Origin of the sequence: Neisseria sp. P0008.S002 (genome assembly GCF_051962805.1) — a bacterium.
Lineage (GTDB): Bacteria > Pseudomonadota > Gammaproteobacteria > Burkholderiales > Neisseriaceae > Neisseria > Neisseria perflava.
In genome coordinates this window covers 330,459-351,414 of record NZ_JBQCUY010000001.1, presented here as the reverse complement: position 1 = coordinate 351,414, position 20,956 = coordinate 330,459, and the positions used below count along the sequence as shown (strand labels likewise).

General features: G+C 50.2%; 18 protein-coding genes. 15 read left to right on the top strand and 3 right to left on the bottom strand.

The genetic code is table 11. The features are described from left to right. The 12 genes from ACTHSA_RS01645 (at position 1) to ACTHSA_RS01590 (ending at position 12,648) form a co-directional block, all read left to right on the top strand. Entirely contained in the window at positions 1–249 is a 249-nt protein-coding gene (locus ACTHSA_RS01645) for an FAD assembly factor SdhE (RefSeq protein ID WP_003678830.1), read from the top strand. Between the two features lie 123 nt (positions 250–372). After that, positions 373–1,656: a citrate synthase gene (gene gltA / locus ACTHSA_RS01640; RefSeq protein ID WP_004519267.1), complete on the top strand. Its 1,284-nt coding sequence runs from the start codon at positions 373–375 to the stop codon at positions 1,654–1,656. A gap of 209 nt (positions 1,657–1,865) precedes the next feature. Continuing rightward, positions 1,866–4,694 carry a 2-oxoglutarate dehydrogenase E1 component gene (locus ACTHSA_RS01635; protein WP_070625932.1) on the top strand — a complete coding sequence of 943 codons (2,829 nt, stop codon included), beginning with the start codon at positions 1,866–1,868 and terminating at the stop codon, positions 4,692–4,694. Between the two features lie 99 nt (positions 4,695–4,793). Further along, positions 4,794–5,975, top strand: coding sequence for a 2-oxoglutarate dehydrogenase complex dihydrolipoyllysine-residue succinyltransferase (gene odhB, locus ACTHSA_RS01630; protein WP_004519270.1), 1,182 nt, complete (start codon positions 4,794–4,796; stop codon positions 5,973–5,975). 258 nt (positions 5,976–6,233) lie between these two features. Next, positions 6,234–7,667 carry a dihydrolipoyl dehydrogenase gene (lpdA, locus tag ACTHSA_RS01625; protein WP_440378787.1) on the top strand — a complete coding sequence of 478 codons (1,434 nt, stop codon included), beginning with the start codon at positions 6,234–6,236 and terminating at the stop codon, positions 7,665–7,667. Between the two features lie 124 nt (positions 7,668–7,791). After that, a complete protein-coding gene (locus ACTHSA_RS01620; protein ID WP_004519272.1) occupies positions 7,792–8,079 on the top strand; it encodes a hypothetical protein in 288 nt (95 codons plus the stop codon). A 71-nt stretch (positions 8,080–8,150) separates the two neighbouring features. Next, positions 8,151–9,317: an ADP-forming succinate--CoA ligase subunit beta gene (sucC, locus tag ACTHSA_RS01615; protein WP_003675098.1), complete on the top strand. Its 1,167-nt coding sequence runs from the start codon at positions 8,151–8,153 to the stop codon at positions 9,315–9,317. 10 nt (positions 9,318–9,327) lie between these two features. Further along, entirely contained in the window at positions 9,328–10,218 is an 891-nt protein-coding gene (gene sucD / locus ACTHSA_RS01610; RefSeq protein WP_002221113.1) for a succinate--CoA ligase subunit alpha, read from the top strand. Between the two features lie 193 nt (positions 10,219–10,411). Further along, a complete protein-coding gene (locus ACTHSA_RS01605; protein ID WP_004519274.1) occupies positions 10,412–10,846 on the top strand; it encodes a DUF883 family protein in 435 nt (144 codons plus the stop codon). A 109-nt stretch (positions 10,847–10,955) separates the two neighbouring features. Continuing rightward, complete coding sequence (locus ACTHSA_RS01600; RefSeq protein ID WP_440378786.1) at positions 10,956–11,363, top strand: phage holin family protein; 408 nt, start codon at positions 10,956–10,958, stop codon at positions 11,361–11,363. Beyond that, on the top strand, positions 11,344–11,610 hold the full coding sequence (locus ACTHSA_RS01595) for a hypothetical protein (protein ID WP_039861953.1): 267 nt from the start codon (positions 11,344–11,346) through the stop codon (positions 11,608–11,610). The genes ACTHSA_RS01600 and ACTHSA_RS01595 overlap by 20 nt, the downstream gene beginning before the upstream one ends. A gap of 225 nt (positions 11,611–11,835) precedes the next feature. Next, complete coding sequence (locus ACTHSA_RS01590) at positions 11,836–12,648, top strand: phosphatidylserine decarboxylase (protein ID WP_004519279.1); 813 nt, start codon at positions 11,836–11,838, stop codon at positions 12,646–12,648. 85 nt (positions 12,649–12,733) lie between these two features. Here the strand turns inward: ACTHSA_RS01590 and znuD are convergent, their stop codons facing one another. From znuD to ACTHSA_RS01575, 3 genes are all read right to left on the bottom strand, one after another. Beyond that, positions 12,734–15,022, bottom strand: a complete 2,289-nt coding sequence (gene znuD, locus ACTHSA_RS01585; protein ID WP_004519280.1) for a TonB-dependent zinc receptor ZnuD — start codon at positions 15,020–15,022, stop codon at positions 12,734–12,736. Between the two features lie 219 nt (positions 15,023–15,241). Continuing rightward, positions 15,242–15,724, bottom strand: a complete 483-nt coding sequence (locus ACTHSA_RS01580; protein WP_004519283.1) for a cupin domain-containing protein — start codon at positions 15,722–15,724, stop codon at positions 15,242–15,244. A gap of 100 nt (positions 15,725–15,824) precedes the next feature. Further along, on the bottom strand, positions 15,825–17,234 hold the full coding sequence (locus ACTHSA_RS01575; RefSeq protein ID WP_039861954.1) for a leucyl aminopeptidase: 1,410 nt from the start codon (positions 17,232–17,234) through the stop codon (positions 15,825–15,827). A 158-nt stretch (positions 17,235–17,392) separates the two neighbouring features. Between ACTHSA_RS01575 and lptF the strand changes: the two genes are divergently transcribed. The 3 genes from lptF to ACTHSA_RS01560 all read left to right on the top strand — a co-directional run bounded on the left by lptF (position 17,393) and on the right by ACTHSA_RS01560 (position 20,914). Then, a complete protein-coding gene (lptF, locus tag ACTHSA_RS01570) occupies positions 17,393–18,508 on the top strand; it encodes an LPS export ABC transporter permease LptF (RefSeq protein ID WP_003686055.1) in 1,116 nt (371 codons plus the stop codon). Then, positions 18,505–19,575: an LPS export ABC transporter permease LptG gene (gene lptG, locus ACTHSA_RS01565; protein ID WP_070583631.1), complete on the top strand. Its 1,071-nt coding sequence runs from the start codon at positions 18,505–18,507 to the stop codon at positions 19,573–19,575. The genes lptF and lptG overlap by 4 nt, the downstream gene beginning before the upstream one ends. Before the next feature lie 118 nt (positions 19,576–19,693). Then, complete coding sequence (locus ACTHSA_RS01560) at positions 19,694–20,914, top strand: glycosyltransferase (RefSeq protein ID WP_234395501.1); 1,221 nt, start codon at positions 19,694–19,696, stop codon at positions 20,912–20,914. Positions 20,915–20,956: the final 42 nt, after the last annotated feature.

Here is a 20,956-nt window from a genome sequence, read left to right as displayed (position 1 = left end):
ATGATGGTTTTTGACGATATTGCCAAACGGAAAATCCGTTTTCAAACCCGCCGGGGATTGTTAGAACTAGACTTAATCTTCGGCAGGTTTATGGAAAAAGAATTCGAGCACCTGAGTGATCAGGAGTTGTCCGAATTTTCCGAAATCCTCGAATTTCAAGACCAAGAGTTGCTTGCCTTGATTAACGGACATTCGGCAACGGACAAGAAACACCTGATTCCCATGCTTGAAAAAATCAGACAGGCATGATGTGTTATAGAGCTTGTTTGCGATGCCAATCCGAACAAGCTTTTTCCATACTGAGGCCGTCTGAAAAAAGGACCGTGCCGCTTGGGCGGCAACGAAAGCCCCAACTTACAAAGGAGTTTAAGAATGTCTAAATCAGTCAAGCTCACCACCCCAAATCAAGAGACCTTGGAACTGCCAGTATTGGAAGCAAGTATCGGCCATGATGTGGTTGACATCCGTGCGTTGACAAAAAATACAGGTCTGTTTTCATTCGACCCAGGATTCGTGTCCACTGCAAGTTGCGAATCCAAAATCACTTATATTGACGGCGATAAAGGTCTGTTATATTACCGTGGTTATCCTATCGAGCAGTTGGCCGAAAAATCCGATTACTTGGAAGTTTGTTACCTGTTGATCTACGGCGAGCTGCCTACGCCCGAACAGAAAAAAGAATTTGATGCTACAGTCAGCCACCATACTATGGTGCATGAACAGTTGACTTGGTTCTTCCGCGGTTTCCGTCGCGATGCGCACCCGATGGCGATGATGGTGGGTGTGGTTGGCGCTTTGTCTGCTTTCTATCAAGACAGCTTGGATATTACCAATCCTGAACACCGCAAAATCGCGATTTACCGCTTAATCTCCAAAATTCCGACCATTGCGGCAATGTGTTACCGTTATTCCAACGGTTTGCCGTTCAATTATCCAAAAAATAACCTTTCCTATGCTGAAAACTTCTTGCACATGATGTTTGCCACACCGTGTGAAGAATACAAACCTAATCCAGTCTTGGCCCGCGCGCTCGACCGCATCTTTATTTTGCATGCCGACCACGAGCAAAATGCTTCTACTTCGACCGTACGTTTGGCAGGCTCTTCAGGGGCGAACCCATTTGCCTGTATCGCTGCTGGTATCGCCTGTCTGTGGGGTGCTTCACACGGCGGTGCAAACGAAGCTGTGTTGAAGATGCTGGATGAAATCGGCGATGTGTCTAATGTTGCCGCATACATGGAAGGTGTGAAACAACGCAAATACCGTCTGATGGGCTTCGGTCACCGCGTATACCGCAATATGGACCCACGAGCCAACATCATGCGCGAAACCTGTTATGAAGTCTTAAAAGAATTGGGCTTGGAAGACAGTCCTAAATTCAAGCTGGCGATGGAATTGGAACAAATTGCACTGAAAGACCCATTCTTTGTTGAACGCAAGCTGTATCCAAACGTCGACTTCTACTCTGGTATCGTCTTGTCTGCATTGGGCATTCCAACTGAAATGTTTACCGTTATCTTCGCATTGTCGCGCAGTGTAGGTTGGATTTCTCATTGGCATGAAATGATTAGCGATCCGGCACTGAAAATCGGTCGCCCACGTCAACTTTATACCGGTGCAGAACGTCGCGATTACGTTCCGGTAGATAAACGCTAATAAACAATACATTAATATATTGTTGAAAAGTCGTTTGAAAAAATCGAATTGCCGTTTTCAATGAGGTTGGTCGTAATTAATTAAGTTGATAGCAGGTAATTTGATTTGAAATAGGGTAGAATAAAGTGTCATTTCAGACGGCCTGAATTCCGTTCGGAGAACACGGGATTCTACCCTTTGTTTATATTTTAAAGAAAAGAGCTCACGCCATGATGGACGAAAAACTCAATTTCTCTTATCTGTTTGGTTCTAATGCGCCATACATCGAGGAGTTGTATGAAAAGTTTCTGGATAATCCGGAATCTGTCGATGAAAAATGGAAACAGTACTTTACCGATTTGAGTAAACAGCCGGGCGCAGTCGCTGTCGATGTTGCCCATACACCGATTCGTGAATCATTTGCCACTTTGGCTAAAAAGAAAATTGCCGCAGCCGTCGCAGGCGGTGTGGATGAGGCAATGATGAAAAAGCAAGTCAGCGTTTTGCGACTGATTTCTGCCTATCGTATCCAAGGCGTGGGTGCAGCCCAACTTGATCCGCTCAAACGTATTCCTCCTCAAAATATTGAAGCTCTCGATCCTAAATTCCACGGTCTGTCAGATGCCGATATGGCACTTCAGTTCAATATGGGCGAGGGCGATTTTTCCGGTCAGAGCAAACTGCCTCTGTCCCAAATCATCAGTAACCTCAAACAAACCTACTGCGGCCATATCGCGGTAGAGTACATCTACATTCCAAATACCGAAGAGCGTCGTTGGGTTCGTAATTATTTTGAAAGCGTACTGTCTACACCAAGCTACAACGTTGAACAAAAACGCCGTATCTTGAAAGAAATGACTGCTGCCGAAACTCTGGAACGCTACCTGCATACCAAATATGTCGGTCAAAAACGTTTCGGTGTCGAAGGTGGCGAAAGTGCCATTGCCGGTTTGAACTATTTGATTCAAAACGCCGGTAAAGACGGCGTGGAAGAAGTCATCATCGGTATGGCACACCGTGGCCGTCTGAATGTTTTGGTTAACATTTTGGGCAAAAAACCGGCTGATCTGTTTGCCGAATTTGAAGGCCGTGCCGAAATCAAATTGCCTAGCGGCGACGTGAAATACCACATGGGCTTCAGCTCCGACATTGCTACGCCACACGGCCCGATGCACGTTTCTTTGGCATTCAACCCGTCACACTTGGAAATCGTTAATCCAGTAGTAGAAGGTTCTGCACGCGCCAAACAAAAACGTTTGGGCGAAAACGGCCGCGATAAAGTCTTGCCGGTATTGATTCATGGTGACTCCGCATTTATCGGTTTGGGTGTTAACCAAGCAACATTCAACCTGTCTAAAACACGCGGTTATACCACCGGCGGTACTGTTCACATCGTGATCAACAACCAAATCGGCTTTACGACTTCCGATACCCGCGATACCCGTTCAACCGTACACTGTACCGATATCGCGAAAATGGTTTCCGCTCCGGTTATCCATGTGAATGGCGATGATCCTGAACGCGTTTGCTTTGCCATCCAAGCTGCCTTGGATTACCGCAAAAAATTCCATAAAGACATCGTGGTTGATGTTGTCTGCTACCGTAAATGGGGCCACAACGAGGGCGATGATCCGACCTTGACCCAACCGATGATGTACAAAAAAGTATCGCAACACCCAGGTGCGCGTGCTTTGTACACCGAGCAACTGATTGCCGAAGGCGTGGTAACCCAAGCTGAGGCTGACGGTTACATCCAAGCCTACCGTGATGCTTTGGACAAAGGCGAACATGTTGAACAAACAACGTTGAGCAATTTCCAACGCACACAAATCGACTGGAGCAAATACCAAGGCAAAGATTGGCGCGAAAAAATCGAAACCGGTTTGCCTGCCGCCGACATTGAGCGTCTTACTGAGAAATTCACCGCTGTACCGGAAGGCTTTGCCCTGCATCCGACTGCAAAACGTGTGATCGAAGCGCGTAAAGCCATGGCATCCGGCAAACAAGCCATCGACTGGGGTATGGCCGAAACCCTCGCATACGCAAGCCTGCTGACCAAAGGTCATGGCGTGCGTATCTCTGGTGAGGACTCCGGCCGCGGTACATTCTCACACCGTCATGCCGTTCTGCACGATCAAAAACGCGAAAAATGGGACGACGGTACTTATGTTCCTCTGCGCAACATGGGCGAAGGCTTGGGCGAGTTCCTGGTTATCGACTCTATCTTGAACGAAGAAGCCGTAATGGCGTTCGAGTACGGCTTTGCCTGCTCCGCTCCTGACAAGCTGACCATTTGGGAAGCGCAATTCGGTGACTTCGCTAACGGCGCGCAAGTAACTATCGACCAATTCCTGTCTTCAGGCGAAACCAAATGGGGTCGTTTGTGCGGTCTGACCACCATCCTGCCGCACGGTTACGACGGTCAAGGCCCTGAGCACTCTTCTGCACGTGTAGAACGTTGGTTGCAACTGTGTTCTGAGAACAATATGCAAGTCATCATGCCGTCTGAAGCGTCGCAAATGTTCCACCTCTTGCAACGTCAAGTCTTGGGTTCATACCGCAAACCGCTGGTGATTTTCATGTCCAAACGCCTGTTGCGCTTCAAAGGTGCAATGAGTCCGCTGGAAAACTTCACCGAAGGTTCGACTTTCCGTCCAGTTATCGGAGATACCGCAGAACGTGCAAGCAACGACAGCGTGAAACGCGTGGTATTGTGTGCCGGTCAGGTTTACTATGACTTGGAAGCCGGCTGTACCGAGCGTAAACTGGAAAATGATGTTGCTATCGTCCGCGTTGAGCAGCTGTATCCGTTCCCATACGATGAGGTTAAAGCTGAACTGGCGAAATACCCGAACGCAAAATCTGTGGTTTGGGCGCAAGAAGAGCCGAAAAACCAAGGTGCGTTCTACCAAATCCGCCACCGTATCGAAGACGTTATCAGCGAAGAGCAAAAACTGTCTTATGCCGGTCGTCCAAGCAGTGCATCGCCTGCAGTGGGCTACTCAAGCAAACACATTGCTCAATTGAAACAATTGGTTGAAGACGCTTTGGCGTTGTAAACCTAGTGGCATTCCGTTTGAAATTGTTCAGGCGGAATGCCCATATGCAGAATTAAAAACACACAACAGGCCGTCTGAAAGGGCCATTGGAGACACAAAATGATTATTGATGTAAAAGTACCTATGCTGTCTGAAAGCGTATCTGAGGGCACGCTCTTGGAATGGAAGAAAAAAGTTGGCGAAGCAGTTGCCCGTGACGAAATCCTGATCGATATCGAAACTGACAAAGTGGTTTTGGAAGTCCCTTCTCCACAAGCCGGCGTATTGGTTGAAATCGTAGCTCAAGACGGTGAAACCGTTGTTGCCGACCAAGTTTTGGCTCGCATCGATACAGCTGCTACTGCCGCTGCTGAAGCCCCAGCCGCCGCGCCTGCCGAAGCTACCCCAGCCGCCGCTCCTGCTGCTGCACAAAACAACGCCGCTATGCCTGCTGCCGCCAAACTGGCTGCCGAGACCGGTGTTGACGTGAACGCATTGCAAGGTTCCGGCCGTGACGGTCGCGTATTGAAAGAAGACGTACAAAATGCCGCTGCCAAACCTGCCGCAGCCGCAGCCCCTGCCGTTGCACTTCCTGCCGGCGCACGTCCTGAAGAACGCGTACCAATGAGCCGCCTGCGTGCCCGTGTTGCAGAACGCCTCTTGGCTTCTCAACAAGAAAACGCCATTTTGACTACATTCAACGAAGTCAACATGAAACCAATCATGGACTTGCGTGCGAAGTACAAAGATAAATTCGAGAAAGAACACGGCGTGAAATTGGGCTTTATGTCCTTCTTCGTTAAATCCGCTGTTGCCGCCCTGAAAAAATACCCGGTTGTGAATGCTTCTGTTGACGGCAAAGACATCGTTTACCACGGCTACTTCGACATCGGTATCGCAATTGGCAGCCCACGCGGTTTGGTTGTGCCAATCCTGCGCGATGCCGACCAAATGAGCATTGCCGACATCGAACAAGCAATTGTTGATTACGCGAAAAAAGCAAAAGACGGCAAAATCGCTATCGAAGATCTGACCGGCGGTACATTCAGTATTACCAACGGCGGTACTTTCGGTTCTATGATGTCTACCCCGATCATCAACCCGCCTCAATCTGCGATTTTGGGTATGCACGCCACTAAAGAGCGCGCTGTGGTTGAAAACGGTCAAGTTGTTGTCCGTCCAATGATGTATCTGGCTCTGTCTTACGACCACCGTATCATTGACGGCCGCGAAGCTGTATTGACCTTGGTAGCCATTAAAGACGCGTTGGAAGACCCAGCACGCCTGTTGTTGGATCTGTAATCGTTTCAGACGGCCTTTTATTTGTTAATGAAAAGGCCGTCTGAATTTTTATTTAGATGTAGCGTAATGTAGTATCGTGCTACAATAGGCTCAACGAACGATTGAGGCCGTCTGAAACATTTGATTCGAATGAATCGGCAGATATAGACTTTCAGACGGCCTTTTCTTAAAACCATCAAAACGCAGTCATTCAAAATAAAAAAGAAACAAAAAGTATCGTTTTTATTTTGAGATACTGCAAAAGCAAAGGATGACACGATGTCTCAATATGATGTAGTAGTGATTGGTGCAGGCCCGGGCGGATACGTTGCCGCCATTCGTGCTGCGCAACTGGGTTTCAAAACCGCTTGCGTTGACGCAGGCGTTAACAAAGCAGGCAACGCCCCAGCATTGGGCGGTACTTGCTTGAACGTAGGCTGTATCCCTTCTAAAGCCCTGTTGCAATCCAGCGAACATTTCCACGCTGCGCAACACGATTTTGCAGAACACGGTATCACTGTCGGCGACGTAAAATTCGACGCAGCCAAAATGATTGAGCGCAAAGATGCCATCGTAACCAAGCTGACCGGCGGCGTGAAATTCCTGTTCCAAAAAAACAAAGTAACCAGCCTGTTCGGTACTGCTTCTTTTGCTGGTAAAAATGGCGATGCTTATCAAATCGAAGTCGATAACAAAGGCGAGAAAACCGTTATCGAAGCCAAACACGTCATCGTAGCGACCGGTTCCGTACCGCGTCCGCTGCCACAAGTTGCTATAGACAACGTGAACGTATTAGACAACGAAGGCGCATTGAATCTGACCGAAGTACCTGCCAAACTCGGCGTGATCGGTTCCGGTGTGATTGGTTTGGAAATGGGTTCCGTATGGAACCGCGTGGGTGCAGAAGTTACCATTCTTGAAGCCGCGCCGACCTTCCTGGCTGCCGCCGACCAACAAATCGCCAAGGAAGCCTTCAAATACTTCACCAAAGACCAAGGTCTGAGCATCGAATTGGGCGTGAAAATCGGCGACATCAAATCTGAAGGCAAAGGCGTTTCCGTTGCTTACGAAACTGCTGCCGGCGAAGCCAAAACCGAAGTATTCGACAAACTGATTGTTGCCATCGGCCGTATTCCAAACACCAAAGGCCTGAACGCCGAAGCCGTAGGCTTGGAAAAAGACGAACGCGGCTTTATCAAAGTAGATGGCGAATGCCGTACCAATCTGCCTAACGTATGGGCAATCGGCGACGTGGTTCGCGGCCCGATGTTGGCACACAAAGCCAGTGACGAAGGTGTTGCCGTTGCAGAGCGCATTGCCGGTCAAAAACCGCATATCGACTTCAACAACGTACCGTTCGTGATTTACACCGACCCTGAAATCGCTTGGGTGGGTAAAACCGAAGAGCAACTCAAAGCCGAAGGCGTGGAGTACAAAAAAGGTACTTCAGGTTTCGGCGCAAACGGTCGCGCATTGGCAATGGGCAAAGCCAAAGGTACGGTCAAAGTATTGGCAGATGCCAAAACCGACCGCATCTTAGGCGTACACATGATTGGTCCGGTTGTCAGCGAATTGGTTACCGAAGGCGTGACTGCGCTCGAATTCTTCGCCAGCAGCGAAGACATCGCCCGCATCATCCATGCCCACCCAACCTTGTCCGAAGTGGTTCACGAAGCTGCATTGGCGGCCGACAAACGCGCTTTGCACGGTTGATAGACATTAAGGCCGTCTGAAATTTTTCAGACGGCCTTAAGACCTCCGACAAATTGAATGTTCCGAGAGCTTCGTTTTCTGATTTATAATTCCGTCAGACAAACAAACAGCATTTACATTCATTATGAACAAAGAAATAGTCGGTATTTTCTTTATACCGATGGGCATCATCAGCATGTGTATGGCCGCATTGTGGCAGATGTATGTGATGATGACCGAAACTTATACGCTCAACCGTTTCAAAGATAAAGAATTGGTTTGGCGCGTGGCATTGTTGTTTATCAGTTTCAGCCTTGCCGTTTATCTGCTCTGCCCGAATTCGCGTAAAAAAGGCATTGTCTTTTTTATTCTCGGAGGAGGAGGCGCAACCATGTATCTGCTGGCGCGGATGTGGTTGCCTTTCAGTAAATAGTAGGGCCGTCTGAAAATATGGGATTGGCCGCAGGGCGATTCCTAAAACCCACTCACCTTAAGGAGAAATCCATGAATTTACACGAGTATCAGGCTAAAGAACTGCTGGCTAGCTACGGTTTGCCCGTACAAGGCGGTATTTTGGCACACAACGGCGAAGAAGCCGCTGCAGCTTACGACAAATTGGGCGGTAAATTCGCTGTTGTCAAAGCACAAGTACACGCCGGCGGCCGCGGTAAAGCGGGTGGCGTAAAAGTCGTTAAAAGCCGCGAAGAAGCTAAAGAAGTGGCTGAAAGCCTGATTGGCACCAACTTGGTAACTTACCAAACCGATGCCAACGGCCAACCTGTCAACAGCGTTTTGGTTTGCGAAGACATGTATCCGGTTCAAACCGAGCTGTACTTGGGCGCAGTGGTTGACCGTTCTACCCGCCGCGTTACATTCATGGCTTCTACCGAAGGTGGCGTGGAAATCGAAAAAGTTGCTGCCGAAACTCCAGAAAAAATCTTCAAAGTAACCGTTGATCCGCTGGTTGGCCTGCAACCTTGCCAAGCTCGCGAAGTTGCGTTCCAACTGGGCTTGAAAGACAAACAAATCAACGAGTTCGTCAAACTGATGACCGGCGCGTACAAAGCGTTTATCGAAAACGACTTCGCCCTGTTTGAAGTAAACCCATTGGCAGTTCGCGAAAATGGCGCGCTGGCTTGCGTAGATGGCAAAATCGGTATCGACAGCAACGCGCTCTACCGCCTGCCAAAAATCGCTGAATTGCGCGACAAATCTCAAGAAAACGAACGTGAGCTGAAAGCTTCTGAATTCGACCTGAACTATGTTGCCCTGGAAGGTAACATCGGCTGTATGGTTAACGGTGCCGGTTTGGCGATGGCCACTATGGACATCATCAAACTCAAAGGCGGCCAACCTGCCAACTTCTTGGACGTTGGCGGCGGTGCAACCAAAGACCGCGTGGTTGAAGCGTTCAAACTGATTCTGGAAGACAAATCCGTTAAAGGCGTATTGATCAACATCTTCGGCGGTATCGTACGTTGCGACATGATTGCGGAAGCCATCGTGGCAGCCGTTAAAGAAATCAACGTCAACGTTCCTGTCGTTGTTCGTTTGGAAGGTAACAATGCCGAACTCGGCGCGAAAATCCTGAACGAATCAGGTCTGAAACTGACTTCTGCAGACGGCCTGAATGACGCAGCCGAAAAAATTGTTGCAGCCGTAAACGCCTAAGGAGAAAAGAATGAGCGTATTGATTAATAAAGACACCAAAGTATTGGTTCAAGGTTTCACCGGTAAAAACGGTACTTTCCACTCCGAACAAGCTCTGGCTTACGGCACTAAAGTTGTCGGCGGCGTTACCCCGGGCAAAGGCGGTCAAACCCACCTGAACCTGCCCGTGTTTAACACCATGAAAGAAGCCGTTAAAGAAACCGGCGCAGACGCATCTGTAATTTACGTTCCAGCTCCGTTTGTATTGGACTCTATCGTTGAAGCCGTTGATTCAGGCGTAGGCTTGGTCGTTGTGATTACCGAAGGCGTGCCTACTTTGGACATGCTCAAAGCCAAACGTTACTTGGAAACCAACGGCAACGGTACCCGCTTGGTCGGCCCTAACTGCCCTGGTGTGATTACTCCGGGTGAGTGCAAAATCGGTATTATGCCGGGCCACATCCACACTCCGGGCCGCATCGGTATTATTTCCCGTTCCGGTACATTGACTTACGAAGCTGTAGCACAAACCACCAAACTGGGCTTGGGTCAATCAACCTGTATTGGTATCGGCGGCGACCCGATTCCTGGTATGAACCAAATCGACGCACTGAAACTCTTCCAAGAAGACCCAGATACCGACGCCATCATCATGATCGGTGAAATCGGCGGTACTGCGGAAGAAGAAGCAGCCGAATACATCCAATCCAACGTAACCAAACCTGTTGTAGGTTACATCGCTGGTGTTACCGCTCCTAAAGGCAAACGTATGGGCCACGCCGGTGCGATTATCTCCGGTGGTAAAGGTACTGCCGAAGAAAAATTCGCCGCTTTCGAAAAAGCCGGTATCGCTTACACCCGCAGCCCTGCCGAGTTGGGCACTACCATGCTGGAAGTGTTGAAAGCAAAAGGTTTGGCATAAGACTTAAGTCTTTAAGCTGAATTGAAAAGGCCGTCTGAAGTTTTCAGACGGCCTTTTTTTAAATTTCATTTGCTTGTTTTCATAATAAGCACTTAATTTTATTTAAATTAACGTTTATTTTAGAATAAACGGTTATAATTTATTAACAGATAAACAGTCTGTAACCATATCAACCTATATCAAGGAGAAAACCATGAAAAAACACGATTTTGAGGCACGTCGCGAGGCTTTGCTGAAAGACATCCGAGAAGTAATGGATGATGTGGAAGAGTTATACCGCAATGGTGTTGAAGCCGGTTCGGAAGAGGGTAGCAAAGCCCGAGCCAAATTGGAAGAAAAATTGGCTGTGGCCAAAGAGCGTTTGAGCCGTTTTGAAGAAGAGGCCGGCGAACGTCTGCGCCATCATGCCGAGCGTGCGCGTGAAAAATACGAGCAGTTTGAAGAAGCGGCTCAGGAGCGTTTGAAAGAAGGCAAAGAGCGTTTTGCCGAATTTGAAGCTGATGCGGGCGAGCGTTTGAAACGCGGTGCCAAACACGCTGATGAAGTGGTGCATGAGAAACCATATTATGCGATGGGTTTTGCCGCATTGGCCGGTTTGGTTGTCGGTGTGTTGTTGAACCGCCGTTAATGTGAATATGTTAAGGCCGTCTGAACAGGCGTGTACATGAAATCATGGATTTCATTGCGCCGTGCAGACGGCCTTAGCCTTATTTTTCCTGGAAAAAAGGATAATCGAGATGGGAATTCGCCAGCGTTTTGAACATGGCAAGGCTTTGTTGAATCAGGGCGCGGATTTGCTGCTGCTGCGTTTGCAGGTATTGAGCTTGGATTTGACGCGTCAGGCGGAAAATGTGTTTCGTTTGGCGATTTGGCTGGTGTTGTCCGGCGCGCTGTTGATGGTGGGCTTGGTCGGTTTGCTGTTCGGCTTGAACCGCGTGCTGTCGGATGTGGCGGCGTTATGGGTGTTTTTCGGCATTTTCTTCTTGAGCCTGCTGATTATTGCCGTATTGTTCCGCAAAGTATCGGCAGATTATCGGGAGCAGGGCAGCCGTGTGGCTGAGACCTTGCAGGATATTCGATCGGATATTGCGTATTTGCGCGGTGAGATAGATAAGGATGCGGACGATGAAGCAACAGGAGTATGAAGAAGCGCGCGAGCTGCTGCTTTTAGAAGCTAAGCTGGTGCGGCTGCGGATTGAAGCGGAAAATTTGAAACTGCGTAAAGCGGAAGAAGGTAATGCTCGGCAGACTAATCGCTTGGTAATGTTGGCCGATGTGGCGTATCAGTTGAGCCAAACGCGTTTGCTGTCTCAACGCTCTTTGTTCTCTACATCACGCCGTCGGCATTGGATCTGGCTAGTGTTGGCGGTCATACTGGGCTTGTCGAGATAATCGAGGGCGGAGATTTGGTCTAAATGATATTTGCAGCGAGTTGTTGGAGCGTGTGAGCCGCTTGTTGAGGACGCTGCGTTATTGTGTTGCCGAAACTGAAACTTTATCTATATTGAGTATTTTTTACAAAAGACACCGGCCGTCTGAACATTTCAGACGGCCTCAATGTTTGGAGTTTCAGATATAATGGCGGCAATTTTGAAATTATTAAATGAAGGATAAGTGATGAACCGTTTGTATCCCCACCCGATTATCGCCCGTGAGGGCTGGCCGATTATCGGCGGCGGTTTGGCTTTGAGCCTGCTGGTGTCGATGTGTTGCGGCTGGTGGTCTTTGCCGTTTTGGGTGTTTACCGTATTTGCTTTGCAGTTTTTCCGCGACCCTGCGCGTGAGATTCCGCAAAATCCTGAAGCAGTGTTGAGTCCGGTTGACGGCCGTATCGTGGTGGTCGAGCGCGCACGCGATCCGTATCGTGATGTCGATGCTTTGAAAATCAGTATTTTTATGAACGTGTTCAACGTGCATTCGCAAAAATCGCCTGCTGATTGTACGGTAACGAAAGTGGTCTATAACAAAGGCAAATTCGTGAATGCGGATTTGGACAAAGCCAGCACGGAAAATGAACGTAATGCGGTGTTGGCGACTACGGCTTCTGGTCGTGAAATTACTTTTGTTCAAGTGGCCGGTTTGGTGGCGCGCCGTATTTTGTGCTACACCCAAGCAGGTGCGAAACTGTCTCGCGGCGAACGTTATGGCTTTATCCGCTTTGGCTCGCGCGTGGATATGTATCTGCCTGTCGATGCGCAGGCGCAAGTGGCGATTGGTGATAAAGTTACCGGCGTCAGCACTGTATTGGCGCGTTTGCCGCTGACTGCGCCGCAAACTGAATCTGAGCCTAAAGCCGCAGCTCAACAAGCTGCGCCAGCTCCACAAGCGACTCCGGCTGAAACAGTGGCAAGCCAATCTACCGAACAGCAGCAAATCGAAGCAGCAGCGGCTAAAATTCAAGCGGCTGTGCAAGATGTGTTGAAAGATTAATAGTCAGTTTTAAATGATTGGTTAAAACAAGAAAAAAGGTTTTCAGACGGCCGTCTGAAAACCTTTTTTGTTTGCCTATCCGATTTTAAAACTTCACATTTACGCCACCGGTAAAGCTGCGGCCCATTTGCGGCGTATCAGAGAGGAAGCTGCTGTGGGCGTAAACGGATTGGTTGAGCAGGTTGTCGGCTTTGACGTACCAATTCCACTCGCCATAGCGCGTATTGCGGCGGTAGTTTGCGCCGAGGTTGAGCATATGGTGTCCGGGTGTGCGTGTTTCGTAGCGGGCGAGTTTGTTTTGATTGAACACGCGGTAGTAGTCCAAATTGGCATCGATACGGTCGGTCAGCGAGGCTTTCAGGTGGAAGCCGAGGCGCGCAGCCGGAACGCGAGGGGCGTTTTGGTCGTCCTGTGCGATGAAAGGACGGTTACCGTAAGCATCTTCCCTGCCGGGTAGGGAAGGCAGGTTTTTCAGACGGCCTCGTACATAGTCGCCGGAAACGCCGATGCGGTAGCGCGGTGTCGGTTTGAAGTAGATTTCGCCTTCCGCGCCGTAGAAGTCGGCGCCGGATTGGTTGTAGCGCACGAGTTTCATTTCGCTGTCGTCTTCGATGGATTTGGGGCCGCGTCCGTCGTTTAAGGTTTGGGCGTAAATGTAGTTGCCGAAGCGGTTGCGGTAGAGCGCCAGATTGTATTGCCAGCGGTCGCCTTCGTAGCCCAGCGCGATTTCGATGTTGTTGGAACGCTCTTTGTTGAGGTGTTTGTTGCCGACTTCAAAGGTGTTGGTGGCGACGTGTTTGCCGTGTGCGTACAGCTCTTGCGTTGACGGCAGGCGTTCCTGATGGGAGGTGGTCAGGCTGAGTTTGTGTTGTGGCGTGAAATACCAGTTTCCCGAAAGTGCGAACGAGCGGGCGGTTTGGCGGTGCGCGCCGAGGTCGGGCAGGGGCTGGTTGTAGTAGTTTTCCCGATCAATCAATGCTTTGTCGTACTGGATGGAAGCTTTTTGTTTTTCCACGCGTACGCCACCTTCTAGCGTGAAATTGTCCCAGTTTGCCTGTTCTACACCGAAAAAGCTGTAATGGCGCACATTGTTGTCAATCAACATCGGTTGTTGGACGGTTTCGGGAATGGCGGAAAGCGCGCTGGATTTTTGTCCCAAATATTGCACGCCCCAGCTGCCTTTCAGACGGCCTATGGGTTGGTGGCGCAACTCGATACGGGCGTTGTGTGTTTTGTTGTTGAAGAAGTTTTCTACTGCATCGCCTGCTTTTTCGTCGTGGTGGTAGTCATTGTGGTTTAGGTGTACGCGCAGGGCTTCAAAACCGGGGAATGGCTGCTTCCATTCGGCGCGGAGTTCGTAGCGTTTGTTGCGCAGGTCTATCCACGGTTTGCCGTTGTGGGCATGGGTGTGTGCATTATCGTCGTCGTGAAAGCCGCAGCTCAAGCCCGGATTATCGTAATCAACATCTTCTTCGGTCAATAGGTGCGGATAAAGCTGCAAATAGCGTTTGTTAATCAAACTTTTCTGCCAGATGATGTCGGCGTGGCAGTCGTCGTAGAGATGGCTGTGGGCAGGCAGGCCGTAGCGGTCGCGACGGTCGCTGTACGCCACGCCGAGGAACCCTTTATCGCCAACCCAAGACAGACCGATGCTGCCGGTTTTTGAATCGGCATGGCTATCGGGCAGTCGTTTCAGACGGCCTTCTTCTTTTTGATAGCGCGGTACGGCGTAATCGCCCGATTTGCGGTACAGCCCTTCGGTATGCAGCACGAAGTTTTTGTCCAATCCGACGTTGATGCCGCCGGACGTGAGTTTTTCCAGATTGCCGCTGCTCAAACGTAATCCGGCTTCGCCCGATACTCCGTTTTCAGGCATTTTTTCGGGGATTTTGCCATCGGCAACATCGACCAAACCGGCTACATTGCCCGAGCTGTACAAGAGCGTAACTGGGCCGCGCAGGATTTCGACCTGTTGCGACAAGGCGCTGTCCACCATCAAGGCATGGTCGGGAGAGAAATCCGCCATGTCGCCCGTTTCGCCGTGATGGTTCAATACTTTAATCCGTCTGCCTGTTTGACCGCGAATAACGGGAGCAGATGCGCCGCCGCCGTATTGCGAGGCATGAATGCCCGGTACGCCGTCTAAAGCATCGCCTAAGTTGACGGCTTTTTGGCGTAAGGTATCGCCGGAGATGATTTTGTCGGAGGCGGTCGAAGTATGCAGCAGCCCCGAAGTGGCGCGCGGACGGCTTTTGCCGACGACGGTAACCTCGTCCAAGTCAACCGACTGATCGGTTTCATGCGCTTGGGAGAGGATGGGGGTGCTGATTAAAAGAATAGATAAAACAATGGGTTTGAGTGTGGTTTGTGTCATTTTAGTTTCTCATCATATTTCGAAAGGCTGTTATTATATAACATTTCATTGTTTATATGATAAGATTTTTGAGAAAAAAAGGCCGTCTGAAAACGAAGCGTGGTTTTCAGACGGCCTTTAGCTTGTATCTAGGTTTAAATGAAAACGGAACAATCTCTCTACTGCCTGGTTTGGGCAAGGCAGAAAGTCATGGCAGATTGTTTGCTTTCATTGAAAGCATTACTTGGTTTCGGCGGCTTTAGCGCCGGCGGTCTCGGCAATCAAATCCAAGAATACCAACGGCTTTTTGCCGATATTTTTGAGCGCATGGGACTGGCCGGGGCGGGCGATGGTAATGTCGCCGGCGCCGACTTCGGTTTGTTTGCCTTCGCTGTCAGTAAACAGGCCTTTGCCGGATACGATGATGTAAACGTCTTCATTGCCGGTATGTTTGTGTTGGCCGATGGAAGCGCCCGGTGGTAATGTGAGCCAGCCGATTTCTTTGAATGCGTCTTGGTCGGCGGTTTGATGGCGCGTGAAGGCAAAGCTGCCGAGCAAGGGGCCTTGGCCTCCGGCTGCGTTTTCGCGGTTCCATTCAGCTAAGTCGACTTTTTTGTACACTTGGATGCTGCGGTCGGTGGGGGTGGTTTGTTCGGCAGCTTGAGCGTTTATGGATGTGCCGAGCAGAAGGACAACAGATAATGCGGCAAATAGTGGTTTCATGGTGGTTCTCCGTTTGTCAGGTTGAGTCAGATAATGCGGATTCCGTTTTCAGACGGCCTGCGGGGTTGAAATGTGTAACCTCGCAGGCTTCCCCCAAGATTTATTTCACATTGCGCAGATAGTTCAGCAATAAAGGAACAGGGCGGCCGGTCGCACCTTTTTCACCGCCGGATTTCCATGCGGTACCTGCGATGTCGAGATGTGCCCATGGATAGTCTTCGGTAAAGTAAGACAGGAATGTTGCGGCGGTAATCGTGCCTGCACCCGGCGTGCCGATGTTTGGAATGTCGGCAAAGTTGGATTTGAGTTGGTCTTTGTAGGTCTCAAAGAGCGGCAGTTGCCATGCTTTGTCGTCCACGTTGCGGGAAGCGGCCAGCAGACTATCGACCAAATCTTGATTGTTGCCCATCACGCCGCTGACGTCATGACCCAAGGCGATGATGCACGCGCCGGTCAGGGTGGCGACGTCGATAACGGCTTTGGGTTTGAATTGTTCGGCGTAAGTGAGCGCGTCGCACAAAATCAGACGGCCTTCGGCATCGGTGTTCAACACTTCGATGGTCAAGCCTTTCATGCTTTTCACGACGTCCCCCGGTTTGTTTGCCGCGCCGGAAGGCATGTTTTCGCAGGTGGCGACGACGGCAATCAGGTTGATCGGCAGTTGCAGTTTGACGGCGGCGCAGAAGGTACTGATGACGGTTGCCGCGCCACACATGTCGAACTTCATTTCGTCCATGTTCAGGCCGGGTTTGAGGGAAATGCCGCCGGTGTCGAAGGTAATGCCTTTGCCGACCAATACCACAGGCGCGGCTTCTTTGTCGGCCGCACCGAAATAGCTCAGTTCGACCAAATATGGATCTTCGACACTGCCTTTGGCGACAGACCAGAACGAACCCATGTTTTCTTTGATGTAGTCTTTTTCAATGATTTTAGCGTGTGCGCCCAGTTTTTCGGCTTCGGCTTTGGCAGTACGCGCGAGGAATTCAGGCGTACATTCGTTTGGTGCGGCATTGCCCAAGTCGCGGCAGAGGCTTTGTCCGTAAACTTGCGCTTCGGCAACGCGCAGGGCTTCTTTGACGGCGGCTTCGTGTACGCTGTGGAACACGGCTTCTGCAAATTTGGTCGGTTTGGCTTCTTTTTTATAGCGGTCGAAACGGTAGGCGGCATTGCCGAACGCAATCGCAAACGCTTCGGCAACAGCGGCGGCTTGCGCTTCTTCAAAGGCATAAACGTCCACATTGACCGTTTCTTGATTTTGCGCCCATTTGGCGGCTTCGGCTGCGGTTTTGTTCAATACGGCGCGGTCGGTTTTTTCGAGGCGGGAGACGGCAATGGCTTGCAAACCGTTGTCCGTCGGGATTTTGGTGTCGGCGAAATTTTGACCTTCTTCAAGGGAAGCGAAGAGGGCGAGGGCAGTCGGGTTGCTCAGTTGCGATGCTTCGGCGCAGACAAATAATTGCGCACCTGCCTGTTGAGCCTGCAAAGTTTCGGCTTTTGTGCTAAATTTCACGTTTATTCTCCTGATTGGAACGGTTGTCGGTTGTTCAGACGGCCTGTTGACCAACCGTCCGAACAGATGAAAATCATTGTACTCCATTTGTGTCATGCCGTCTGAAGCCTTATTAATAAATATAGGTTTCCCATAAACCGTATACCACGCTCAATCTTATGATTTACCAAAGAAACTTTATTAAAGAACTTTCCTTTACCGCCGTCGGCATCTTTGTCGTCCTCTTGGCGGTATTGGTGTCCACGCAGGCCATCAACCTGCTTGGCCGCGCAGCCGACGGGCGTGTCGCCATCGATGCCGTGTTGGCCTTAGTCGGCTTCTGGGTAATCGGCATGACACCGCTTTTGCTGGTGTTGACCGCATTTATCAGTACGTTGACCGTATTGACCCGCTACTGGCGCGACAGCGAGATGTCGGTTTGGCTTTCCTGCGGATTGGCATTGAAACAATGGATACGCCCGGTCATGCAGTTTGCCGTGCCGTTTGCCATTTTGATTGCCGTCATGCAGCTTTGGGTAATGCCGTGGGCAGAGTTGCGCAGCCGCGAATATGCCGAAATTTTGAAGCAGAAGCAGGAGTTGTCTTTGGTGGAAGCCGGCGAGTTCAATAACTTGGGCAAGCGCAACGGCAGGGTTTATTTTGTCGAAACCTTCGATACCGAATCCGGCATCATGAAAAACCTGTTCCTGCGCGAGCAGGATAAAAACGGCAACGACAACATCGTTTTTGCCAAAGAGGGCAATTTTTCGCTGACCGACAACAAACGTACGCTTGAATTGCGCGACGGCTACCGTTACAGCGGTACGCCTGGTAAAGCCGATTACAACCGCGTTTCTTTCCAACACCTCAGCCTGATTATCAGCACCACGCCCAAACTCATCGACCCTGTTTCACACCGCCGTACCATTCCGACCGCACAACTGATTGGCAGCAGCAACCCGCAACACCAAGCGGAACTGATGTGGCGTATTTCCTTGACCGTCAGCGTTTTGTTGTTGTGCCTGCTTGCCGTGCCGCTTTCCTATTTCAATCCGCGCAGCGGCCATACCTACAATATCCTGATTGCCATCGGTTTGTTTTTGGTTTACCAAAACGGGCTGACCTTCCTACGCAATGCTGTGGAAGACGGCAAAATCCATTTTTGGCTCGGACTGTTGCCTATGCACATCATCATGTTTGTGATTGCCGTCGTCCTGCTGCGTGTGCGCAGTATGCCTAGCCAACCCTTCTGGCAGGCGGTTGCCAAAAGTCTGACATTGAAAGGCGGAAAATGAACCTGATTTCACGTTACATCATCCGTCAAATGGCGGTTATGGCGGTTTACGCTCTCCTTGCCTTTCTCGCTTTGTACAGCTTTTTTGAAATCATCAACGAAGTCGGCGATCTTGGAAAAGGCAGCTATAACGGCGCAAAATTGGGGCAGTATGTTTTAATGCAGATGCCTGCGCGCGCATATGAACTGATGCCGCTTGCCGTTTTGATCGGCGGCCTGATTTCCCTCAGCCAACTGGCTTCCGGCAGCGAGCTGACCGTTATCAAAGCCAGCGGCATGAGTACCAAAAAGCTGCTGTTGATTCTGTCGCAGTTCGGTTTGATTTTCGCCATTGCCACCGTCGCACTTGGCGAATGGGTCGCCCCCACGCTGAGCCAAAAAGCCGAAAACATCAAAGCCGCCGCCATCAACGGCAAAATCAGTACCGGCAATACCGGCCTTTGGCTGAAAGAAAAAAACAGCATCATCAACGTGCGCGAAATGTTGCCCGACCATACGCTTTTGGGCATCAAAATTTGGCAGCGCAACGATAAAAACGAATTGACCCAAGCGGCAGAAGCAGAATCAGCCGTTTTGAATCCAGACGGCAGCTGGCAGCTGAAAAATATCCGCCGCAGCATATTGGGCGAAGATAAAGTCGAGGTCTCTACTGCGGCTGAAGAAAACTGGCCGATTTCTGTCAAACGCAACCTGCTGGACGTATTGCTCGTCAAGCCCGACCAAATGTCTGTCGGCGAGTTGACCACCTACATCGACCATCTGGAAAAAAACAACCAAAATACCCAAGTCTATGCCATCGCATGGTGGCGCAAGCTGGTGTATCCCGTTGCCGCATGGGTGATGGCGCTTGTTGCCTTCGCCTTTACGCCGCAAACCACGCGCCACGGCAATATGGGCTTGAAACTTTTTGGCGGTATTTGCCTCGGTTTGCTGTTCCACTTTGCCGGACGGCTCTTCGGCTTTACCAGCCAGTTGTACGGCGTGCCGCCGTTTTTGGCCGGTGCCTTGCCGACGGTTTTATTTGCACTGTTGGCGGTGTATCTGATACGTCGTCAGGAAAAAAGATAAGCAAAATAAACTTCAGGCCGTCTGAAAGACAATCTTCAGACGGCCTGAGTATTTTGTGTGCAAAAAACAAAATGCTAAAGTAAAATAATACCTTTCCAAACCAATGCGGCTATTGAAAATGTCCCAAACCATCTGCTTGAATATGATTGTCAAAAACGAAGCGGCAATCATCGAAGAAACACTGGCCAACATCACCGACCACATCAAACTTGACTACTATATCATCAGCGACACCGGCTCGACCGATGATACCGTCGGCGTGATCCGTCGCTTTTTCGATGCAAAGGGCATCGCAGGTGAGATTCATCATGATGGTTGGCAAAATTTTGCATACAACCGCAATCAGGCTTTGAAACACGCAAAAGACAAAACCGATTACGTGTTGATTTTTGATGCGGACGACCGCTTTGAAGGCAAATTAGAATTGCCCGAGCTGACAGCCGACCGCTACCGCCTCCGCATGAGAAATGCCATGGGCAGCGTGGTTTATTATCGTCCGCTGTTGTTGCGTAATGACGGAACATTCTACTGGCGCGGCGTGTTGCACGAATTTATCGAGACCGACAAACAAGATACCAGTGAAGCCACGCTTCATGGCGACTATACGGTTCTCAGCGGCCGTTTCGGCGCACGCAGCAATATGGCGAACAAATACCTGCTTGACGCCGTTTCTTTGGAAAAAGCGTTTTACAGCCCTGAAGATGAAGACCTGAAACCGCGTTACGCCTTTTATGCGGCACGTTCTTATTGGGATTCTGATATGCCCGAGCGTGCGAGCGAATGGTTTAAAAAACGCATCGAGTTGGGCGGTTGGATCGAGGAAGTGTCGGTTTCTTACCAACAGTTGGGCGAGTGCTACAAATTAATGGGCAAACGCGATGAAGCCTTGGCGACTTGGTTGGCAGGCTACGATTACAACCCGCGCCGTGCCGAGTGTCTCTACCTTGCGCAAACCATGCTGCGTCAGGAAGGAAAATACCGCATTTCCCATGCAATCGGCCTGATGGCGAAACGCATCCCGTTCCCGAACGACGATATTCTTTTTGTCCAAAGCAATGTTTATCAGTTGGACATTGATTATGAATTGTCGGTTACCGCATATGCGGCCGGCGATTTGCGCCAAGGCTATGAGTCTTGCCGCCACTTACTCTTGCTTAATGTACGCGAGGCATTGACCACGGTGACCATGCAAAATATGTGGCTCTACCGCGAACACGCGCAAACCGAAACGCGCGAAGTGTTGGAGCAGCTGGTGGCCGTCATGCAGCCTTATGCCGAGCAGGGCGGACGTTTGGCGGAAGTGACCGAATATTTTGCCGATATTTTGAAAAACCGTTAATCAGGACTTTGACCCAGCCGTCAGGCCGTCTGAAAGGAAATT